The following is a 20,363-nucleotide window of genomic DNA, read 5'->3' as shown; positions in this document are numbered from 1 at the left end:
CAAGCGCTTCGACTTCAAATGCCCCATCGAGGTGATGGGAGAGGTCATGCAAAACTCCATGGCAATGCGGCATGATGCTCCGGCTTCAATTCAATAACCGTGTTGCACTCAGCTCCTGCAACCGCCCTTTATACCGAGGCTGAATCGCTCGGAAGCGCGAAGCACCACTTTTGGGTCCGTTGCAAGGACTGAAAATTGGGTCGAATTGGGGGGTTGCATATTGGAAATCGATGGCAGGATTTGAGCGTGAAGTGCGTTTGTCGCCCGATTGTGCTGCTTCGAAGTTTCGAGCAAAGGGACGGCACCACTGAAGACAGAATCTCCATTCCGCCAGCTGTTTTCGATTGTCGATCGATTGTCGACCGAATGAGAGCAGCTTCGGACCAATAGAAAACCCAAGCGAGAGCTTAAGGAGCAACATGGCCAGTAAAAACAAACCCACCGGCGACTTCGTTGTAGGTCTGGACATCGGCTATTCGAACGTGAAGTCGGCGTACGGATATGCCGATCAGGATCAACCAAGCCTGATGGTTCGACCTGCCCAAGCGGCACCTGTGACAAGCCTCAATGGCAACATTGACCTGAAGGATGGCGAGCACTACGTCTATGTGAACAATGAACAGTGGGTCGGCTTCGTGAACCCTGGCCGCTCGGGAGTTAAACGTGAACTCCACGCCGACTATCCATCGACGGATACCTATCGGGCCCTCTTCAATGCGTCGATCAGCGAAGTGTGCGCAGACGGCCGCTCTGAAATTGACCACCTGATCACCGGCCTGCCCGTGAAGCAAGCTCGTAATGTGGAGCTGGTCGAGCGGTTAACTGCTCAACTGACAGGTACCCACCAGGTTTCCCCCAAGCGAGAGATCACTGTGAAGAGGGTCACGGTGCTCCCTCAACCTGTCGGCACCCTGAACTACATCTACGCAACCCATCCAAACCCAGAAATCCTGATGGAGTCAGTCCTTCTCGTGCTCGACCCTGGGTTCTTCTCGGTTGACTGGGTTGTCTTCCGCCGGGGTGACATTGTCCGCGACTCATCGGACTCCTCCATGGAGGCCATGAGTGCCCTACTGGATGCAATCAACGTAGGAATCGCCAAGGATTTTGGAGGGAATGGGCCTGGCCGCGACAAGATTGAAATCGCGTTGCAGAACGGTCGCAACCACGTCTTTCTGTTTGGTGACGAAGTCGATCTGGGCCCATTCATCGAGCAGGCGTCCAACAGCGTGGCACCCAAAGCCCTCCTGAACATGAAGCAGCAGATGCGCTTCCTGGACGGGGAAGCAGTCGATTTCGTGCTGCTTGGAGGCGGTGGTGGCAACTGCTACAAATCTGCAGCTCAACAGGTTTTCCCGCGCTCCAAGACGTTAACCTCGGACCGTCCAGTAATCTCGAATGCCTTCGGGTATTGGCTGAACCACGGTTAAGGGAATGAACATGGGCAAGTTAGACGACGACGACACTCTGAAAATGCTGGTCAAGCTGACATCGGAGTCAAAGCTTCTCTATAAGGATCTAGAGAGCACGCCCAAAATGCGTAGAGCCAGGCGTCTTCTCTACCTTGCTCAGCTCGGCCTGATGACAGAGAAAACGCTTGAGGGGGAACAATCCACAGGCGTAAGGATGCCAATGCCAATCCCCGTACCTGGCAATGAGGTTAAGGCAGCTAATGCGCAGGATGAGGTACCAAAGGATGCAGAACACAGCGGGGTGATAGTCGGAGATGAGGTTACAGCTGTGTCGCCTCCTCCCCTGTCGATCTATGAGCCCACGATGGACCAATTGACTGGCAACGGGGAGCAGCCTAATCAGCCAACCGCGGTTGGACGAGCCCGCGTCGAGGAGGTGGTATCGGCAGATATAAGTCCGGCCCCTGAAACTAGCCCACCGGCCCAACTGCTGAACCGAAATAGGCCCGCTTTCAAATCGTCACTTGCTTAAAAATACAAAGCCCGCTCATCAGCGGGCTTTTATTTTAAAGTGCACTCAACGACATTCTACAAACGACCTTAGCTATTACCCGTGTATCTGCGTTTTTAGGTAAGCCTGTCTCAGGGTCAATTGGAACAGTGGTGCCCAAGATATTAGGGTTTGTCGACGTTAAGGCGAAACCAGTGATAACTGGTGACACTTGCCGGAGTACTACAGAATCTCTGATTGAAATCAGATAAACACCCTCGTGAAGTGTTTTCTGGGAGATATCTACAAGAATGATGTCATTTCGGGAAACGACAGATTTTAAAGCATCAGTATTCACCAACACTGCCCTGGTGCTTTCCGGCTTTAACCCGTACTCACACAAAAGCCTGAGAGGCATCGGCAGGGTCCGAAGCACTGATTCAACGACTATCGCAGGGGGTTCCTTGGCCAGAATCCCTAACGTGAAAGCCAATTGTTCGGGACTTTGAACCATCAAAGAAACTGAGTCGTCAACTTTCGTGGTGTCGGATCCAGTTGCTAGGTACTCAACGGTGGTTTCAAGTACCCGGGCCAACTGCACAAGACGTTCACGTGTGCACGAGGTTCCCTTGTACAGCATATTCTTGACCGTAGACTCAGATTCTTCCAATAGCTGAGCCAACTTCGTTGCGGAAATTTCTTGAACCTTCATCAGTTCAGTCACGCGTGTGACAAAAGCCTGATGACTGGTCGCTTCAGCGGCGTACTGCATGTAGTGCGATCCTCGGCTCTTCCACCTTGGTTTCTGTTCAATTGCGACCGTTGCGCTACCTTCGGCGAAACCTCACCAGGCAGCTAATAGGCGTTAATTTTGACCTCGTTTATACCGTGTCAATTTACACCCATTCAATGGTGTAAATCAAAACCTTGAAATGTGACCCTTTTAGGGTAGATAAATTAGCTTCCAGTGTAGATTTTAGTAATATCACTTTGACGTCAAAGTAGTGTCAATAACATGGCATTAGGCCACTTTTTGCCCGTTTTGAAAGAAATCTAGTCAAATTTGTTACAATGTCGATACCGTCCGTCCGATTGATACAATAAATCTACACTGTATAAGGGTCATATTATGGTGAACCATCTTGAAACATCCTGAACCATGGGTAGAATGCGCCCCGTATGAAGGGCCATTTATGCACTAGGACAGGGTCATATTTCGATGGATTGCACACTCAAACTCTTACTGACGGCGGCAGTTGCCTTAGCGCTGCAGCCGCTCTCTTCAGCGGCATTCAGCCTTAAAGGGACAGTGTGGGAGCAAGAATCCAATCGAGCCTGCAAGGTCGACCCCAAGCTTCTCTATGCAATCGCCCTGGTCGAGTCGAAAAACTACGAAGGCCCTTCGGTCAAGCCAAACCCTTATGCGCTAAACATCGACAACAAGGCCTATCACCCCACCACCAGGGAGAAGGCAGCCGATCAGCTCAATAAGGCCCTGACAAAAACGAGAACAATCGCAGTAGGTGCCATGCAGGTGAGCATGCGGTGGAACGGCCATCGTGTTTCAAATCCCACGGATCTGCTTGATCTCGATACGAACGTGCGTGTTGGCACACAGATATTTTGCGAGTTCATCAAGGAAGGTAAAGGCGACTTAGCTCTTGCGCTAGGCCGGTACCACACGCCAAACCCAGATATTGAGCAAGTGGCACGTGATTATGGGGTAAATGTTCTGCGCGTTTGGCGCCGACTCATTGTTCTCGAGCAGGAGGGGTGATCATGATGGATTCATTCGCGTTGAACCTTGCACTCCGAGTTGCTCAGGATTGGGCGACAAACAACGATCCAGCCTATGGTCGTTATTTCGACCTAGCTCCTGTAGATCGGCAATGGCTTGTGCAAGCCGCGGAGAGCGATTTGGCCGAACTTGCTTCGCTCCCATCATCAATTCTACTGGTTAACATCGGTACGTTGAGTGAAGAAAACTTCACGGGTTTTCATACCCCTTCCCCTGCCGTCTCAACCATCAGCCAGCTCCTCGGCGCGATTGCAGATGATCTTCGCATCAGGGGTCGTGTAGCGATGATTGACTGGGGCATTACCTGCGCGGACAAGGCTAACTGGCTTGCAACAAGCAAAATGAAAGATCGAGTCCGACTTGCTGCGCAGGGGCGAGTTTCGTTCGCGGCTCGAACCTCCTTTAGCAAAATCATCGTTGGCGCACCTGATAGCACCGTACGCATTGCGAACCTGATGCGTATTCTTTCCGGAGGGCGTCGTGGTGAGTAAGCAACGACAAGCCATACAGTTGCTCAAAGCAGGGCTGAGTCCAATTCTGGTTAACATTCAAACCGGGCTTTCGGCAGCGCAAATCCTGTTACCAGCTGACGTTAAGGCGCAAGTTGTGCGCAGCCTGGTCGCTTCGACCATTCCCTCGCTGAATGACATTTTGAGCGTCCCTAACAAGGCATCTGATGCCGCGGCACTTTTGCTGCTCTACACCGCTCAGTCAGACCGTGCCGAGCTCCAGGTCGACATCGATAAGCTTGTTGCCGCGTATGAGGACTACCTCCGCGAATACCGGCTTGTTCAGCGGATTGGACTTCCCTCCCCTCTTTCACTGGATGAGGCCTGGGTTCTCGCAAGAGAACTTCGCAGCTCAGACCAGATAACACTCCTAAACAAAATAATATCTAGCGTCGTAAAGGGGCATTGAAATGGACGAATCACTTGCCAGTGTCTTGGTTAAAGCGGGTTTCCGATCGGCGATCATCCGGCTGCATACCGGCCTGACCCGGAAACAAGTGACCAGCCTGCGGAAAAAATTGGGGGTCTGTGGGCCCTCCGAATCCGGCCCCCTGCCCAACGCAGAAAGCCTTCTCGTCAAACGTGCGGTTTCTCTGGAAGCTAGCCTATTCATGCTGGCGTATTTAATTACTGCCGAGAAACCACGTGAAGCGGTTGATATCTATGCGGTAATGGCTGCTCACACTCAGTACCTTGATAGCCACTCAGCGTTGCGCGGTGGAAACCTGGACCTTGAGAACATCCTGGAGCTCGATGATGCGTGGCTGATTGCACGTGATTACCGGAGCCAGGAGGTCACCATGCGATCCTGCAGCAATTGTCACATCGAGTTTGTCGCAAGCATCAATCATCGGCGTCATGCATGCCCACTGTGTGAGGGTGTCCAGGTACGTGACCCATTCCATTGTGACGTCGCAGACCGCGCCGTATCGAACCGTAGCGTTGGCGAACTCATTGAGGTTTCGGTAAAGGTCAGTCAGTGGGAGAACTGGGGGTACAAGGCCGAAGAAATCAAAGGCGAGTTCTCACTTTCTGAGGGTGAGTTAACCGCCTGTAGGAAACTGCTTTCCCTGTCAGGTGATGAAATCCAACGTCTATGCTTGAAATTTCAAACCGGCGATCGATTAGTTAAATACCTGATCAAGGCACCTACAATGCGTGGCCACGGCCTGCAGGCGGCTTAACATGCATGCGCCTACGGAAGAACAGGCGGCCTTTCGGAAAGCATCTGTAAGCCTATTGGAGGCTCCTCGAGGAATAATCAAATCAACGGCCGGAGCCGGTTGCGGAAAGACCACAGCATTAAAGGGCGCAGTCCAGGACTGCAATCGAGCCGGCGCAAGCCGGCTTTTAGTTTTAGCGTATTCCAAGCAACTGGTCGCGGAGGTGCAAGGTCTCTTTGGAAATCTCGCCGTTGTCAGAACCTTCAACAGCTTGGCTCTAGAGGCTGTCGGAGCCCGCTCAGAAGGGCGCGCAATTGGACAGCTCTACCCTTCTCACGTCCTGCAAGCATTTGATCTACATAAGAAAAAATTGCCGATAGATGCTCAAGCATTTGCCAAGATCATCATTAGCACAGTCAGTAAATTTTGCTCGAGTGCCGATTCATCACTATCAGATGCACATGTCCCAGCCTGGGTTCGAGACCCTGTAGTAGCCGATCTTGTCGTGCGCTACTCGACAGTACTATTCGACGCTATGCGCGTGACGTCGAGAACCAGGCTCCCCCTCCCGCACGATCTGTATGTCAAAGATTGGCACCTGCAAGGATGTCCTGGCCTTGCACATTTCGACCAATTGTTTCTCGACGAGGCTCAGGACGCATCAGATGTCATGCTCTCCTGCCTGGCGTTCGCTAAGCGTGCCTCCTACGTTGGGGATGCCGGACAACAGATCTTTGCATTTCGCGGCTCCCAGGACGCTATGTTGAAGGTTCCTGGCCGTGAGTTCCCCCTAACCTTGTCCTTTCGGTTTGGCCCTCAAATAGCCGAACTGGCGAACCGCATATTGGAGTGCAAATCGACCCCTCCCCCGATCAAACTCCGGGGGCTCGCAGGGAAATCTTCAAGAGTTGGGGCCATAGCTGCAAGCGATGAGCACACGCGCATCTTTCGCACGAATACAGCTCTGATACGAGATGCAATAACGTTAAGGGACCTTGGGGAGTCATTTTCAATCGTCGGCGATACCGTAGATACTCGCGACAAAACTGAATCTGTTTTTGCGTTGATGAGAAACTCGCCCAGAGATGCAAAACACCCAGCGCTCTCCTCCTTCAAGTCCCACGACGAACTCGCTGAATGGGCTTCAGATCATCCAGAAACAGAAACCGCTCAGATCTATTTTCTCGCAAGAGATTACGAGCTTCGAGAGGATGACCTGGTGCGAGTGTTGGCTGGCCGAGGGCAATCTAGTAAAGGACGAATTACGCTGACAACCTGTCATAAGGCTAAAGGCAGGGAATTTGCGAATGTGATTGTCCGAGAAGACTTCGACCATAGCCTGGCTACCGCTAAGCGCCGGGGGATTGCCCACTTAGACGAAGAGCTGAATCTACTGTATGTCGCCACTACCAGGGCAAAGCAGGCTGTTGAGCTTCAGATCTCAGAAATACGATTTTGACCCCTCCCCTTCCCCGACAAAAGCCCGCACCTGCGGGCTTTTTTATGCCCGCAAGCCTCAGCTCAAAACCGATGACATTAGTCCGCCGAATGTCGACCCATTGTCGACCTTTGGAGTGTCGCCCCCCCTAGACACTCTGGTTCGCGAATATGGAGCGTCGATTGTCGACCGTTTGTCGCTCCATAGTGATGCTATCTAGCTATGAAAAAAGCGCAAATTAGAAACTCCAAGATAAGCTCGAGGACGCGGCATATCCGCCATCACCACACTTGGCCAAGCTGTAGTTTTATACAGTGCGCTCAAGCTACCGATGGCGCCCTGTCCTATTGCACTTCGCCCCCAGCGTACTGCGCATAGCCTGCTGCACGACCTATAGAGTTGTATCCGTGCCCTCCCCTGCCGAAATACGAAGATATCCCGTTATGGGAGCGAGTTGGATGGTGCCGACTATGCCCGATGCCAAGCGCCGCAGCTGTTCGGCCCAACGCGGCTTCGCCACACCGAACGGTTACCAAGTAGTCATAAAGGCTGTTAACTGAACCCGCTTACGAAATCAGGTCAATTGCAATCCAACCATGGGCATAAGCTTGTGGCCTGGGCCGGGGCTGGCGACAAGCCTCAAGCCGCGGTGTGATCAATGCACGGTTACCTAACCGCTATAGAAAGAGCGAGCTGACATCCCAGGTACGGCCATGGACTAGCTCCATTCCCACCGTGGGAATGAGCGAGGGCAGGGCCTCGCGACGAGCACCAAGCCTCTGTACTGATTGCCGCCCGGTTACCTGACCGCTAGAGAAAAAGAGTGCCTACATCGCGGGCACGGCCAAGGACTAGCTCCATTCCCACCGTGGGAATGAGCAAGGGCAGGGCCTCGCTACGAGTTCCAAGCGTCGGTACTGATTGCCGCCCGGTTACCTGACCGCTAGAGAAAAAGAGTGCCTACATCGCGGGCACGGCCAAGGACTAGCTCCATTCCCACCGTGGGAATGAGCAAGAGCAGGGCCTCGCTACGAGTTTCAAGCGTCGGTACTGATTGTCGCCCGGTTATCTGACCGCAATAGTAAGAGCGAGTTGACATCCCAGGTACGGCAATGGACCTGCTCCATTCCCACAGTGGAAAAGAGCAAGGGCAGGGCCTCACGACGAGCTCCAAGCTTCGGTACCTTATTGCCGCCCGAATATCTGACTGCTATAGAAAGAGCGAGCAGACACCCCAGGTACGGCCATGGACTAGCTCCATTCCCACCGGGGGAATGAGCAAGGGCAGGGCCTCCCAATGAGCTCCAAGCTTCGGTACCTAATTGCCGCTCGAATCTCTGACCGCTATAGAAAGAGCGAGCAGACATCCCAGGTACGGCCAAGGACCTGCTGTATTCCCACCGTGGGAATAAGCGAGGGGCTGGGGCAATCGACGAGCCTTAAGCCTCGATGCTGGTCGATGCCCGGTCACCTGACGCCATAGAAGGTGAGAGCTGACATCTGAGGTACGGCCATGGGTCTTTCCCATTCCCACCGTGGGAATTAGCGAGCAGGGCCTCCCAACGAGTTCCAAGCCTCGGTATTGGTCGCCGCCCTGATATCAGACCGCTATAGAAAGAGCGATCTGACATCCCAGGTACGGCAATGGACCTTCTGCTTTCCCACCTTGGGAATAAGCGTGTGGCCGGGGCTGGCGACGGGCCTTAAGCCTCGATGCTGGTCCCTGCCCGGTAACCTGACGCCATAGAAGGAGCGAGCTGACATCCCAGGTACGGCCATGGGTCTTTCCCATTCCCACCGTGGGAATGAGCAAGGACAGGGCCTCCCAACGAGTTACAAGCCACGGCAGGTCATCAGACCGCCATAGAAGCAGCATGCTGATCTCCTGTACGACCATGGACCTGCTCCATTTTCACCGTAGGAATGATTGAGATGCATGGCCGGCAGCGAGCCTCAGCAAGGAACCTGCTCAGCTCCGGTACCAGGCCGCTATAGAACGTGCGAGCTGATCCCGACATACGACCATTAGCTTGCACCATTCCCACCGTGGGAATGAGCAAGGGCAGGGCCAGGTAGCGAGGTCAGCGTTGATAGTCGCCCGGTTACCTGACCGATATAGAAGGAGCGAGCTTACATCCCACGTACAGCCATTACCCTGGTCCATTCCCACCGTGGGAATGACCGAGGGTAGGGGACGGATTCAGTCCTACCGTGGGGATGCATGATCTTCACCCGGCTATCCAGTGCTACACATCAGGTAATGAAGCGATTATCCAACCAGAAACAAACCGCCCCGAATGACTTTTTGACCATGCTTTCCCAACGTGGAAGTTAAAGATGGTCGGATACCGGTCTTTAAACCGCGGTTGCGAAGCTAAGGTAATAGCAGGAAACAGCTAAATCTTACTGGAGAGGCATCCGCATAAAGCCATTTCATTCATAGGCGAACACAAGAACCACCATGGAGCCCAGGTGAATCAAGGCCTAGTGCCAGACCTCGCCATTCCCACCGTGGGAATGGACCTCAGACCGAACCAGACTTCACACGCAGCGAGGAGGGTGGAACAAAGTCAGACCGATAGAGAAAAGTAGTCTAGGATTAGGAAACTGAAGATGATCCTAAAAACGATACCCACAAAAAAATGCGCATTCCCAGAACACAGACGCCGTAATGTTGCATAATGCCAATCACGATGTATGAACAGGTAGTAAACCTGAGATCTTTCATTAGGAGTAAAAAATGGCAGAACGTGTCGTTAATACAAAGATCATTGCCATTGCCAACCACAAAGGCGGCGTCACCAAAACAACCACCTCGATTAACCTTGCGGATCACCTCGCCCAGCTCAACGAGTCCAATAACGTCGTACTAATCGATATGGACCCGCAAGCCAACGCATCGAAACATATCGGACCAGAGCATCCAGCTAAGGTCACTCATAACCTCGCTGAACTATTACTGAACCCAGCTGCAAGCATCAGTGCGTTTCTCTTTGAAAACACACAAATTGAAGGCGTGAGTCTGATATACGGATCTCTTAGTCTCGAAACTGTTCCTGACATCATGAAACAGGAAGATCCTAGACCAAACGAAGTTTTAAAAGCCCGGATAGCACCGTTAATGGGCGTGGTCGACTACATCATTTTGGATTGCCCTCCAAATCTTGGGCTTCTCACAATGAATGCACTCGCTGCCGCGACGCACTACATTATTCCCGTTGAGTCGGGTGCTGCGTATGGTCTTTACGGGCTCGCCGACCTCCAGGAAAGAATCAATAGAATTAAAAAAATCAATCCTGAATTAAGTTTTCTTGGAGCGCTGTTGGTTAAGCACGATTCGCGGCTCACTTTGTGCCTGGAAAATGAACGGGATGCGATTGCAATGTTCGGAACTGTTTGCCCCGTTAAGATTTCCCAAACAAGCAAAGTGAATCAGTCCATTGCAATAAACAGTAGTTTGCGCATGCTTGATCGCAATAACAAAGTTACGAAACAGTATGGGGAACTAGCTAGCTATGTTGCGGAAAAAACAGGGGGTTCTAGATAATGAGCGCACAAAGCGAATCCACAATTAAGTCCGCCAGTAAAACAGGAAAGGCGACAGACGAAAAAAATCCAAAGTCGCGCCGCCCAGGGATTACCGAGAGGCTTGCAGGCACACTGCAAGAAAACTATTCGATCCATAAACAGATTATTGAAAACACCGGTGTTACTGAGACGGAGTACTGGTCGGCACGCCCCATAGACATCTCAATAATTGACCCAAACCCCTGGCAACCAAGGAAAGACTTCGAAGGCATTGACGAACTGGTCAAACTGATCGATGAACAAGGCTTGTTGGTTCCAATTGAAGTCCGAGCGAAGGGGAACCGTTATGAGCTCGTGTCAGGTGAACGAAGGGTAAGAGCTCATAAGATTTTGGGTAAGACCCGGATATTGGCTCACGTCGTTACTATCACTGATCAAGAAAGTTCGGCCAGGGCACTTGTAGAAAACTTTGGTCGAAAGGACTTGTGTGATTATGAAAAATCACGCGCGATCATCCGACACAAAAGCGAATTCGGAAGTCTAAGTACGACGCACCAGGAATTTGGACTGACGCAATCAACCTACTATCGGATGATGGCATTCGAAAGCCTTCCTGAGGCGGTGAATACACTTCTTGATAAAAAGCCTGCACTTATCACAGCTGCAAGTGCCGAGAAAACCGTAAAGTTTATAAAAGAGAGGGTAGAGTCTGGAACCTCACAAGAGGCCTTGGAAAAAGCCTTAATTTCTATCATTCAGGCAGCACTGAGCAGCGGTACGCCTCTAAAAAATCTTGCACGTTCACTGGAGAAGAAATTTCCCCAGACCACTCAAACGATGGCCGGTATCGAAATTAAGAGCGGAGAGGTTAAGCTCGGGCACGCGAAGAAGAGCAAAAATTTCTATGAGTTGAAACTGGTTCGCTCGCAATTCTCTGACGAGCAGCTCGAAAAACTTGAAGAGTTTCTGAAAAGCCTTAAATCGGCATAGGGGTCCGAGTGTGAACGACACCAAATCGGAACGGCCCAGAAATGGTGATCTCTTCGCCACTCAGGGCGGCGCAGAGGGGGAGGGTGGTACACCTTCAACTAAGCCAGGTCATGGCATTAAAGCAGCAAGGCAGCGGGCCGAAGCAGCAACGAGCGCTGCATTGCAAAAAGATGATCCGAACAGCGAGAACCAGGCGCGTTCTACTACCAGCGAATCTGGTGGTGCCGTACCAGATCCGACCGAACCACAGAAGCCTGAAACGGCCCCAGCCAAGCGTCGAGGCGATGGCCTAAAGGCTGCGCAACAACGGGCCAAGGATGTTCAGGAGAATGCGGAAAAACGATTGGGCAAATGGGCAGATGAACTTCGAGAAGCGCCGAATGAAGCGCTTCGATGCGCACTGTTCACTGCTCGGAATCGAAATGTTCAACGCGACCAGTTGAAGCAGGTTGAAATCTCCAGTTACGGCAACTCCCGTGTGGTCTACACGGGTGAGGAGCTACGTCAGGACGACTTAGACGTCTGGCTGCAAGTACTCCATCTTGCCCGGCTCCAGGAACTCGGCACACCAATTCGCTTTAGCCCAGCGCAAATGAAGAAGGACCTCAAGTGGCCGTACGGGGTGAAACACACAGTCCGGCTCATGACCATTCTGACCAGGCTGAAAGCAACAGGTGTTCAATTTCATTCCGAACGGCTGGGCCGCGGTGTGGTCCTCTCGCTGGTCAGAAAGTTTGAATACAGTGATGACTTTGACGTCGCAGGAAAACGCGTCGATGAAGAGTGGATTGTAGAGCTAGAACCTGAGATCGCGACGTTGTTTGGTGGGGGCTTCTACAGCACCAGGATCGAATGGGAGCAGCGAATGGCATTGCCCGGCAACCTGGCCAAATGGCTGCATGGTTTCTATGCCTCTCACAGTGAGCCATATGCACTGAACGTTGAGACCTTGATTAAGCACGCCGGATCGCGCGTCTCAACACCAGGCAAAGCAAGGCAAATGATTAAAGAGGCCTTGAGCGAGCTCGTTACAGTAGGCTTCTTCAAAGAGGCAAGCTGTGACAGGTCAGGCAAGGTCACTGTCGTAAGAAACAAGGCAAATAACAAAGCCCCCGCATAGCGGGGGCTTTTTTTTACCTGTACGTGGCCTCTGCCCCCCCACGCAGGGCGTATCTAAAAGAGGCAGGAAACGTTTTTGGTCCACCGCAGCCCCCTGATAGCCATTACAGAAAAGGTCGCTACAAGGCCATACCGAGGCAGCGCCGTGAAGCCAAGCGATGCTGAAAAAGCTCTCGAAACTGGGCCATGCGACCAACTCAGGGCAGAGTTTCCCAGGAGAACACGTCTAAAACCCGGCCTCTCGCCGAAGCTGCAGAAACTGACTTAGAGGTAAAAAGAAAAAAAGCAGCACCTGATTAAGAGGTAGAAGTCGAAAAAAAGGGCTGGGCGGAAACTCACTATGGAGTAAAAAACGCTAAACCGCGCCAAATCGCCGCGTAGAACGTCTCTTTGGAAAACGCATGAAATGCTCCGAAAGCCGTTGAAATAGGCACTGATGGCGCTTTGGAAACCCCTCGATCGGGGCAGATCGCCAACTTCGGGCAGAAAGGAGCGCTTAGCATGTTGAACATTTTTACCCCAAAATTAGCTGCAGCCATCGATCGGGTAGCAGTCGATCACGGCCATGGGACTTATTGAAATAAATCCTTATATTTCAATGACTTACGCTATTTGTGGGAAGAGCCCTGAAAAGATACCCCAAAGTCAGGTGAAGTTACTCCATAGTCAGATACGAGAAATAATAGGACAAATCCAATGAATACAGGCACTTACGCCTTTAACTTAAAGCTGAATAAAGGGTAAATAGTCGACTTACCTCATAGTGAGGTAGCTTTACCTCATGGTGAGGTAGCTTTACCTCATAGTCAGGTAAAAAAACCTCATGGTGAGGTAATGATTATTAGGCTAAAAGCCTTGTAAATCATGGGCTTCAGGCACGTTTTTCAGTCCCTTAACCGCTCTTAACAGGTTTCTAACCGCTCTTAACCAGGATCAAGATCTTTTGCTTTGTGATGATAGAAGCGAGCAGCAGTAGCTCGAAGCATTGTGAGGCAAGTGCCAGGGTCAAGACCGACCTGAGAGGAGAGCACGCGCATGGTCAAGCAGCCCAGTTCGAAAACCTTGTCAGGTGTGATGGGCACCAGAACGGACCTACGTGGAGCTTGCATCTTCAAAAGCAGAACCCCCTTGTCGACCTGGTTCTGCAACGTCAACGACTTTGACCGGCTTTTACCATGGTTCGAGGCTTCGAAGGATGGCACCAGGCCCATCACTGCACAGAGAAATAACGTAGTCTCCCTAGGAGTAACCTGAAAGATCAGCTTGTTACCCCAATCAAACTCCGTCCCGGATTTATTCGCACCATCGATGGACAGCACCGTTTCACCCCCTGCATTAGCGCCCAATTCAAACTTGAGGGCGCATGAGGTCGCGTAAACGTTAAATCCTTGGTAGATCACTTCATCCATTGGAACCATCCGAACCTTTTTCAGCCAACAAGCCACCAACTCGATCATTGAGCTCATCAAGCTGAGTTTTATAGACGTTGGCTGCGGCCTCACTCTGGCTAACCCTGGTAGCCGCGGTACCCACCTCAAGCCGCAGCCGGGTTAGTAGCTCAAGATCAACATCGCGATCGCGTTGAAGCTGAAGCAGCTGGCCGTTGACCATGGCTTCGCGCTCCCTTGACGCCTGCGCGTCCCGCCGCGCACCAACCAGAGCAGTTTCTTGTTGACTGGATTTTTCCTGCAGTCCGGCAAGCCGCTCCTGCAACGTCAGAACTTGATCCTCTGTACGCCCTCGCGCCACCTTCTCCGCATCCAACATTTCGTTGAGAGAGGAGAGCTGTTCATTGGCCCCCAGCAACTGCCGGCTCAGATCTTCGAGCGCAGAAGAATCTTTCGCTGCTTGGATCTGCACTCGCTCCAGGGAATCTCGCACCTGAGTGGCTTTGTCCAGCTCTTCAGCCAACTGGGACTCCAGATCCTGATTCGACTGCTCAAGACGATCGATCAGCAAGTCCGCATCAAGCAATGCATTGCCCTGCTGCTCGAGCGAGGCTTTCAAGGAATCGATTTCCTCAAGAGCTTCAGACCGCGCAGCTTCACTTAGGACGACCGCCAATTCCTGCAAGAGTACGTTGACCGACGCCTCATGACGTTTCAGGTAGCTCGCAATCAAGGATTGCGCGCGGCCGGGAATACACATGGGGTCATGAGCACCACGTCCATTGAGCTCGGCGTGTTCGGTCCAGATTCTAAAAAGTCTGTCAGCCCGACCACTACCAATGGCATTTCGCAACGAATAGCCGTTCACCACACGGCCAGCAGTGAGAATCGAATTGCCAGCATTAATGATGTCTTCAGTAGTGATCGGGGATTCACGCACAGCAGGATTCCTTGCAATGAATGTTTTGTTGATTGTAACTAGTAACAAACAAACAAACAAACAAACAAACAAACATTGGATGATTGGCTTACGCGTACCAAGGGCACGGGTAGGCTCATGCGCAAAGCTGCCGGCTCGACCTTCGCAGATGGGACCAACCCAAACGACTCTTTGATCGAGGACGTCCAGGACGCCCGCCAATGGCCAACTGAATGTGGGCGACTCCCACCATTCACCAACGTCGAGGTGTGCATTCCACAGTGTTCGGCCGGGTACAACGGATCTAGCCGATGGTCGAGTCAGCGGTTCACACCCGATAACTGAATGGGAAGGAGGTAGGGAAGAGGAATGCGAACCGCGGCGCCGCCAGATCCGGCTTACCTAGCGAAACCAGCGGTCGCCCGATAGCAGGGCAACGAGATTGAGTCATACCGCGGGGCGACCAGCAGCTGCCCAGGCCGGATTCGCCTCAACGTCACACGAAAACAAAGGGTCGACAATAAGACGACAAACACAGGAGTTTATACCACCCCTGCACATGATTAGCGGCCTGGTACGCGTTCCTCCTGACCCTCCACCTAAAAGCGAAGTCCGCTGTGCACCTCCTGCGAGCCCCGCTGCGACTTTTAATCCATAAAACGAGGCACAGGCGCAACCCATACCCTGATCGGCCCGCGCGGAGCGCGATGGAAGGAAAGAGCAAGGAAAGAGGAAGGGAGATTAAGGTGAAGGAAAGTCGGCGATGAAGTAGTGGGGAGGGATGCGGTAGAAGGGAGGGGCTTGCGAATAGAGGAAGCCATGCAGGGGTGGTATAATGTTGATTCCTGTATAGGGGGTCCTATGTACGAACAAATTCAGTCCGCCTACCAAACACTGACCGCTGCCATCACAGCATTCAACCGGACGTGGCCACCGCTTGTGGTCGACGGCGTGGTGTATGTCCTGCCATTGCTGAACGAGCAGAAAACGCCCGACATCTTGCTGGTGGAGAAGATTACTGGTGCTGAGGCCGTCAAGTTGGCCATTGATGCGATCGGAACTTTTGAACGAGACATAGGGCAGGCGCCGGGCACCGTCATGCGCTTGCCTGGCTATTTCACTGTGGCCACCTCGGTGCTCGAGCAGGTACTGGCGATCAACGCTTGCAAGCAGAGAGTGGTCGACGCTATCGAGCTTGCGCGCGTCGAACAGAATCTGACACCGGAGATGCGGCCGAGAATTATGAGACGGGCCTTGGGAGCGAGCTTCAACACCAATCAGTTGAAGCGGTCCCTCCACGCATTCGATGGAGCTCCAAGGCAAATTACGTTCACGTGGGCCGGTCATTCCCCCGGAAACGAGCGTGTGGCCGTTAGCAAGATTCGGGCTCAGCTCGAGGCCAAAGCAGAAATCCGCGCCGGCGCAGAGGATATTCCGCTGGACCAGACGCCGGAGTACTTCGACCTCAATTCAATTGTCCATCTCTCGGATGCCGACATCCTGATCAAACACAAGAAGGTCGCCCCCCATCCACGTTGCATGCTGTGGTTTTCGGAAAGCAGTCGTTGGGACGCGATGATCAAAGCCAACCTTCCGGTGTTTGTGCTGGCCGGCGACCGGGCGCCGACGATAAAGCCGTTGAAGTCATTTGATCGGCACGCAAGGCGTGCCAAGAGGCTGGACGAAAAAACGCGTACGACGGTGCTGCAGGGGCGTGACATGTACTTGCCGACAGCGAAGAGCCAACCTGTCCAGGTGAAGCAGGATGATCGTGAAAGTGAGGAGGAGGTCGCATCGACCTATCGCCTGGCAGGGCAGACTTACTCAAGCCAGTGACAGGGGTTGCATCTACAGCAGGTGCGGTAGGATGTATTCAGTCGAAAGGAGAATTCGCAATGAAGTTGATCATTGAGTCAGAAGTCAAACGTGCTGAAGCGCTGGTTGAGCGCTACATGGGCCTGCCACCAGAAACGATCGATCTGTTCAGCTTCAACGTGGATGCGTTGCGTAAGGCTCCCGCCGACTTTGGACGCGCTATCACCGCATTGCGCCAGGTAGCCGGCAAAAGCCGCCCTACGCAAGCTGATGCAGCCTACGCCGTAAACGTGGTTGACCTGATTGCTGAACTGGCGCAACGGCCAAAGCTGCCTGCTCCCATCCAGAAACTATGGGCGGTGGAGGAGGGCATTCGTACTGCTGGTGGACTGTGGACGCTCAAGCACCTGGTGACGATCGCACTGGCGTTCGCCGGCGTGCTGGTAGGTAACACGAAAGCCATGACCCTGGGCTATGAGACGTTTGCCTATGTCGCCCTGGCCTTGATCGTAGCCTCGGGAGCATTGCACCTGACACACAGCAGCAACGCCTCCATGAAGGTTCCCGTCTACACGATTGGTGCGCTGGTTGCCTTCTGTGTGCTGAACACCCTGTTCGCACCCAATGTCGGGTTCCTTGTTCTTCTTGTATGCGCATTCGCCTTCATGGCTGGGTCGTTTCTAGGTCTGTTCGATAGCAAAAACGGCCGTACCGATGCAGAGTTGTACCCCGAGGAATACCAACCAGTGGAAGGACTACGCGCAGAAGAGTTCAACTACTACAAGGTGACGACTGGCAACGATATGAGCGAGCCAATTGACAGATTGTCTTGACCAAAAAAAACCGGCATTAAAGCCGGTTTTTTTTCGCGCCAAGGGTACAGTTTACTGCCGCGGAATAAAGGAGTTAGACGCCATGTCAGCGACCAATATTATCTCGCTGATTCAGAGTCAAAATGTCAGCCAGATGCCCACCAGACCCGTTGTCGTGTATCCCTGCCTCAACCAACTGCTTGTACATTCCATCAGATAAGTCCTTATCCATATGATTGGCAGCAGCGTAACTGTCCCAACGTTCCCTTGAGTTATCAGAAAGGCCACCAACTCGTGCTGTTGCAAAGACATCTGCCTGGGCCTCATTCAGACCCAGTTGTTCACCTTCGTGCATGTACTCCTCACGTGTTGCGCGGGTTCCCAAAGCCGCTCCGACGCCATTCGAGGCCGCAGCGAGTATGCCAAACGAGGACTCACCTCGATCGTTGAGTTCTGTCGCTGATCCGCGAATACGATCAGCAGCTCTATCCGCTGCAGGATCCAATGCTTTCTTCGAGTAAACCTCAGAGTCGTTTTGCGCGATCCCATCATTATGCGAATGCCTATTTGCGATATTTTGATGAGCATCCGCAATGGCGGCTGTCTTCTCCGTATTAAACCGAGAGTTAAACGCTCCTGTGTCCACCAAGTGGCCTGCCTGGCTTGCCTCCGCCTCAAGATTACCAACCGCCGGTGAACGCAAATTCGCATTCTTGTCATAGTCGACAGTGGCTCCAGTCAACGCCTCGAAATCATGGTGTTTGGCCAGGGTGTACAAAGCTGCAGCTGTATTCGCACGGTTGGGATCCAGCATTGTTTGACTGAACATCTGCTGGTTCTCCTGAAATTCTTGGCCGTACTTGTTCATTGCGTCGCCGACAACGGCCCGATCCCGGCCTTCGTTGATAACCTTGCCCGTCAAAGAATCAAGCTTCATGTCCTCAGAGTATCCATAGGTATTCGCCAGGCCACTAACCTTCTGATAGGCCATCTGATCGTTGATGGTTTTCTGGGCCGATTGCGAAAGGCTATCCTGGTCAGCTTTCGAAAGGCTCGAGCGGTCAGCGCTCTGGAAGTTCTTGGCCAGCGTAGTGCCATCCGTTTTTTGAAGTGCGCTTTTGACAGTCTCTCCAAGGCCGGATGATTTGACCGCAGACAACGTATCGGCATAGGCCTGGGAATCAGACCGCGTCGACTGATCAGTACTTGATGCTGTTGCCCCCGCACTAAGCCCAACGCCACCGCTGACGCCTGCTTTAACACCTGCCGGACCTCCATCAACGCCTGCAGCTGCAGTGGCACCTAGCTTGCCATCGACGCCACTGCTCAGCGCAGTGCTCGCAATAGCCGCGTCTATGTTGCTAGCGCTGTACCCTTGAGATCTGAGCGAATCGTACTTTGCCTGGAAACTCGCGCTTTTATCCAAGCCGAGAGATGTTTGAAGCGAATGCCCAACATCTGCAGCTTCACCGATCGTCTTCGAGTTATCGAGCGACCTGCCCATCGTGCTTGTGAATTGCTTAGAAAAGGCCTGAGAAGAGCCCTCTGAGGTCGCTCTTGAACTTTGAACGGATTCGCTCAGCATGGACCCGACTGAAATGTTGCCACGCTGATTTTCCGATCCGTTGATGCGTACGCCCTTGTCGAAGTCGCTTGTTGCATAGGGCGTAGTCTGCAATCCAGCTGCAGGGCTTAAGACATCGGGGCTGGCAATCTTCTCGTTAATTTGGTCAGAGCCACTCATCCGTCCCGCGATCCCTGAGGCAGCAATCGCTGTACCGGAGACCAGGAACAAACATATCGCGGGGATGGAGGAGGCCATTAACCCGGCGACACCAATAGCCTGCTCAAGAGCAGGCCCCATCTGCTTGAGCATCTCGAACGACACCCCAGTTCCTCCAACATCGAAAGACGACGTCTGGAGAATGGACTCCATAGCACTCGCGGTGGACGAGACCGTGTAGAGGTTCACAATTGCCAATGCCGGCATCCAGAGCATCATCCAGGCCAGCAACATCAGGTATTTACTGATCAGGCCAATACCAAAGCCGCCCATGGTAATGAGGAATGCCATGAGCGGAGTAATGGCATAAATGAGACCTTCAAAGAAGGTCATGAATGGCCGAACATACTTCGTAAACTGCGTTCCTTCGGCTGCCCACTGGGTGTTTTGCTGAGCCATGGCCTGTCCCATCATGACGCCATACGAGCCCTGCAGATCCTCGACTGCTTTCTGACCAGGTGCTTGGAGAAATATTGGATAGAGAACTGAGGCCATTGTGTAAGCCCGGGCGTCGATCGCTGACATATTCAGCGCATACAGCGAATCACCAACGCGAGAGGTCACCGCATCTGGATCGACCGACTTTCCTGGACGCTTGAACCCCGCAGTTGCGATCTCGGACATGACGTTATCAGTTGCTGAGTCCGTCAGGTTAACCAGGGCTGTATGTGCGTCAGAGCAATTGAGCGTTCTACCCCCGGCTGGACCATCGAAAATCTGCGTGTAATAAACGCTACTGCTAAACCGTGCGGCGCCCATTGGGTCGTTTGCCCGGTATAGGTCGGCATAATCTTGGAGATCTGTGCCAAGCATGGGCAGCGTGCATTCACGAAAATAATTAGACCACGAGTTAACCAGGTTTTTATTGGGGCCCAATCCATTGGTGAACGATGGAATGGACATCAAATTACCGGTCACTGAGCGAACTTTCATCAGGGTTTCAATCGGATCAGCAAAACCGTACTTTGTCATCGCAGGCGTCGAGAACGCCTGCTCAAAGAGGTTCGTAAGATTGTATCCAATGTTTGAAATAATCGACCCAACAGCCAAGGGACCGAGCGGGACGTTATCGACCCTGAATTCATAGAATAAGCGCAACGCTTGAAACGAGAGGCAGAGAGCCAGCCACCGGTAGAATCCAGGCTCTCACACCGAAGGATTCAAGCGCAGATGACTACGCATTACCGGCAGCTGACTCA

16 protein-coding genes are annotated in these 20,363 nt (G+C 52.6%); 12 read left to right on the top strand and 4 right to left on the bottom strand.

Features of this window, described 5'->3' with window-relative positions; all coding sequences use genetic code 11:
* Window positions 1-419: 419 nt before the first annotated feature.
* Both JJD74_RS29300 and JJD74_RS29295 read left to right on the top strand, forming a co-directional pair.
* Window positions 420-1,430: a ParM/StbA family protein gene (locus JJD74_RS29300; RefSeq protein WP_200617888.1), complete on the top strand. Its 1,011-nt coding sequence runs from the start codon at window positions 420-422 to the stop codon at window positions 1,428-1,430.
* 10 nt (window positions 1,431-1,440) lie between these two features.
* Complete coding sequence (locus JJD74_RS29295) at window positions 1,441-1,944, top strand: hypothetical protein (RefSeq protein WP_200617887.1); 504 nt, start codon at window positions 1,441-1,443, stop codon at window positions 1,942-1,944.
* 34 nt (window positions 1,945-1,978) lie between these two features.
* Here the strand turns inward: JJD74_RS29295 and JJD74_RS29290 are convergent, their stop codons facing one another.
* A complete protein-coding gene (locus JJD74_RS29290; protein ID WP_200617885.1) occupies window positions 1,979-2,674 on the bottom strand; it encodes a LexA family transcriptional regulator in 696 nt (231 codons plus the stop codon).
* A gap of 447 nt (window positions 2,675-3,121) precedes the next feature.
* On the opposite strand from JJD74_RS29290, the gene JJD74_RS29285 reads away from it, so the two are divergent.
* The 8 genes from JJD74_RS29285 to trfA all read left to right on the top strand — a co-directional run bounded on the left by JJD74_RS29285 (window position 3,122) and on the right by trfA (window position 12,448).
* Window positions 3,122-3,679, top strand: coding sequence for a transglycosylase SLT domain-containing protein (locus JJD74_RS29285; protein WP_200617883.1), 558 nt, complete (start codon window positions 3,122-3,124; stop codon window positions 3,677-3,679).
* Between the two features lie 2 nt (window positions 3,680-3,681).
* On the top strand, window positions 3,682-4,191 hold the full coding sequence (locus tag JJD74_RS29280; RefSeq protein WP_200617875.1) for a hypothetical protein: 510 nt from the start codon (window positions 3,682-3,684) through the stop codon (window positions 4,189-4,191).
* Window positions 4,184-4,618, top strand: coding sequence for a hypothetical protein (locus JJD74_RS29275; RefSeq protein WP_200617873.1), 435 nt, complete (start codon window positions 4,184-4,186; stop codon window positions 4,616-4,618). Before JJD74_RS29280 ends, JJD74_RS29275 begins: the two co-directional genes overlap by 8 nt.
* A 1-nt stretch (window position 4,619) precedes the next feature.
* Window positions 4,620-5,393 (top strand): FlhC family transcriptional regulator, encoded by a 774-nt coding sequence (locus JJD74_RS29270; RefSeq protein WP_200617872.1) that lies wholly within the window; start codon window positions 4,620-4,622, stop codon window positions 5,391-5,393.
* Window position 5,394: 1 nt separating this feature from the next.
* Window positions 5,395-6,831 (top strand): 3'-5' exonuclease, encoded by a 1,437-nt coding sequence (locus tag JJD74_RS29265; RefSeq protein ID WP_200617871.1) that lies wholly within the window; start codon window positions 5,395-5,397, stop codon window positions 6,829-6,831.
* Between the two features lie 2,719 nt (window positions 6,832-9,550).
* The gene (locus tag JJD74_RS29260; protein ID WP_200617870.1) at window positions 9,551-10,357 is read left to right on the top strand and encodes a ParA family protein; all 807 of its coding nucleotides are present in this window, start codon (window positions 9,551-9,553) and stop codon (window positions 10,355-10,357) included.
* A complete protein-coding gene (locus tag JJD74_RS29255) occupies window positions 10,357-11,328 on the top strand; it encodes a ParB/RepB/Spo0J family partition protein (RefSeq protein WP_200617866.1) in 972 nt (323 codons plus the stop codon). Before JJD74_RS29260 ends, JJD74_RS29255 begins: the two co-directional genes overlap by 1 nt.
* Window positions 11,329-11,338: 10 nt before the next feature.
* Entirely contained in the window at window positions 11,339-12,448 is a 1,110-nt protein-coding gene (gene trfA / locus JJD74_RS29250) for a plasmid replication initiator TrfA (RefSeq protein ID WP_200617861.1), read from the top strand.
* Between the two features lie 922 nt (window positions 12,449-13,370).
* Here trfA and JJD74_RS29245 read toward each other — a convergent pair.
* Both JJD74_RS29245 and JJD74_RS29240 read right to left on the bottom strand, forming a co-directional pair.
* Window positions 13,371-13,856 (bottom strand): hypothetical protein, encoded by a 486-nt coding sequence (locus tag JJD74_RS29245; RefSeq protein WP_234451919.1) that lies wholly within the window; start codon window positions 13,854-13,856, stop codon window positions 13,371-13,373.
* Window positions 13,849-14,775 carry a hypothetical protein gene (locus JJD74_RS29240; RefSeq protein WP_200617857.1) on the bottom strand — a complete coding sequence of 309 codons (927 nt, stop codon included), beginning with the start codon at window positions 14,773-14,775 and terminating at the stop codon, window positions 13,849-13,851. The genes JJD74_RS29245 and JJD74_RS29240 overlap by 8 nt, the downstream gene beginning before the upstream one ends.
* A gap of 840 nt (window positions 14,776-15,615) precedes the next feature.
* On the opposite strand from JJD74_RS29240, the gene JJD74_RS29235 reads away from it, so the two are divergent.
* Complete coding sequence (locus tag JJD74_RS29235; protein WP_200617856.1) at window positions 15,616-16,590, top strand: DNA replication terminus site-binding protein; 975 nt, start codon at window positions 15,616-15,618, stop codon at window positions 16,588-16,590.
* 59 nt (window positions 16,591-16,649) lie between these two features.
* Complete coding sequence (locus tag JJD74_RS29230) at window positions 16,650-17,402, top strand: hypothetical protein (protein ID WP_200617855.1); 753 nt, start codon at window positions 16,650-16,652, stop codon at window positions 17,400-17,402.
* An 85-nt stretch (window positions 17,403-17,487) separates the two neighbouring features.
* Here JJD74_RS29230 and JJD74_RS29225 read toward each other — a convergent pair whose 3' ends face one another.
* Window positions 17,488-20,262 (bottom strand): conjugal transfer protein TraG N-terminal domain-containing protein, encoded by a 2,775-nt coding sequence (locus JJD74_RS29225; RefSeq protein WP_267910661.1) that lies wholly within the window; start codon window positions 20,260-20,262, stop codon window positions 17,488-17,490.
* Window positions 20,263-20,363 lie beyond the last annotated feature (101 nt).

Source organism: Pseudomonas sp. MF6776 (assembly GCF_016613125.1).
In the GTDB taxonomy this organism is placed as follows: Bacteria; Pseudomonadota; Gammaproteobacteria; order Pseudomonadales; family Pseudomonadaceae; genus Aquipseudomonas; species Aquipseudomonas iridis.
This window is presented reverse-complemented; position numbering and strand designations above follow the sequence as displayed.

What these genes read in the sequence shown, in the direction of transcription:
- JJD74_RS29300 (WP_200617888.1), top strand. Translation starts at nt 420, where the DNA reads ATGGCCAGTAAAAACAAACCCACCGGCGACTTCGTTGTAGGTCTGGAC.
- JJD74_RS29295 (WP_200617887.1), top strand. Translation starts at nt 1,441, where the DNA reads ATGGGCAAGTTAGACGACGACGACACTCTGAAAATGCTGGTCAAGCTG.
- JJD74_RS29290 (WP_200617885.1), bottom strand. Translation starts at nt 2,674, where the DNA reads ATGCAGTACGCCGCTGAAGCGACCAGTCATCAGGCTTTTGTCACACGC.
- JJD74_RS29285 (WP_200617883.1), top strand. Translation starts at nt 3,122, where the DNA reads ATGGATTGCACACTCAAACTCTTACTGACGGCGGCAGTTGCCTTAGCG.
- JJD74_RS29280 (WP_200617875.1), top strand. Translation starts at nt 3,682, where the DNA reads ATGATGGATTCATTCGCGTTGAACCTTGCACTCCGAGTTGCTCAGGAT.
- JJD74_RS29270 (WP_200617872.1), top strand. Translation starts at nt 4,620, where the DNA reads ATGGACGAATCACTTGCCAGTGTCTTGGTTAAAGCGGGTTTCCGATCG.
- JJD74_RS29265 (WP_200617871.1), top strand. Translation starts at nt 5,395, where the DNA reads ATGCATGCGCCTACGGAAGAACAGGCGGCCTTTCGGAAAGCATCTGTA.
- JJD74_RS29260 (WP_200617870.1), top strand. Translation starts at nt 9,551, where the DNA reads ATGGCAGAACGTGTCGTTAATACAAAGATCATTGCCATTGCCAACCAC.
- JJD74_RS29255 (WP_200617866.1), top strand. Translation starts at nt 10,357, where the DNA reads ATGAGCGCACAAAGCGAATCCACAATTAAGTCCGCCAGTAAAACAGGA.
- JJD74_RS29245 (WP_234451919.1), bottom strand. Translation starts at nt 13,856, where the DNA reads ATGGATGAAGTGATCTACCAAGGATTTAACGTTTACGCGACCTCATGC.
- JJD74_RS29235 (WP_200617856.1), top strand. Translation starts at nt 15,616, where the DNA reads ATGTACGAACAAATTCAGTCCGCCTACCAAACACTGACCGCTGCCATC.
- JJD74_RS29230 (WP_200617855.1), top strand. Translation starts at nt 16,650, where the DNA reads ATGAAGTTGATCATTGAGTCAGAAGTCAAACGTGCTGAAGCGCTGGTT.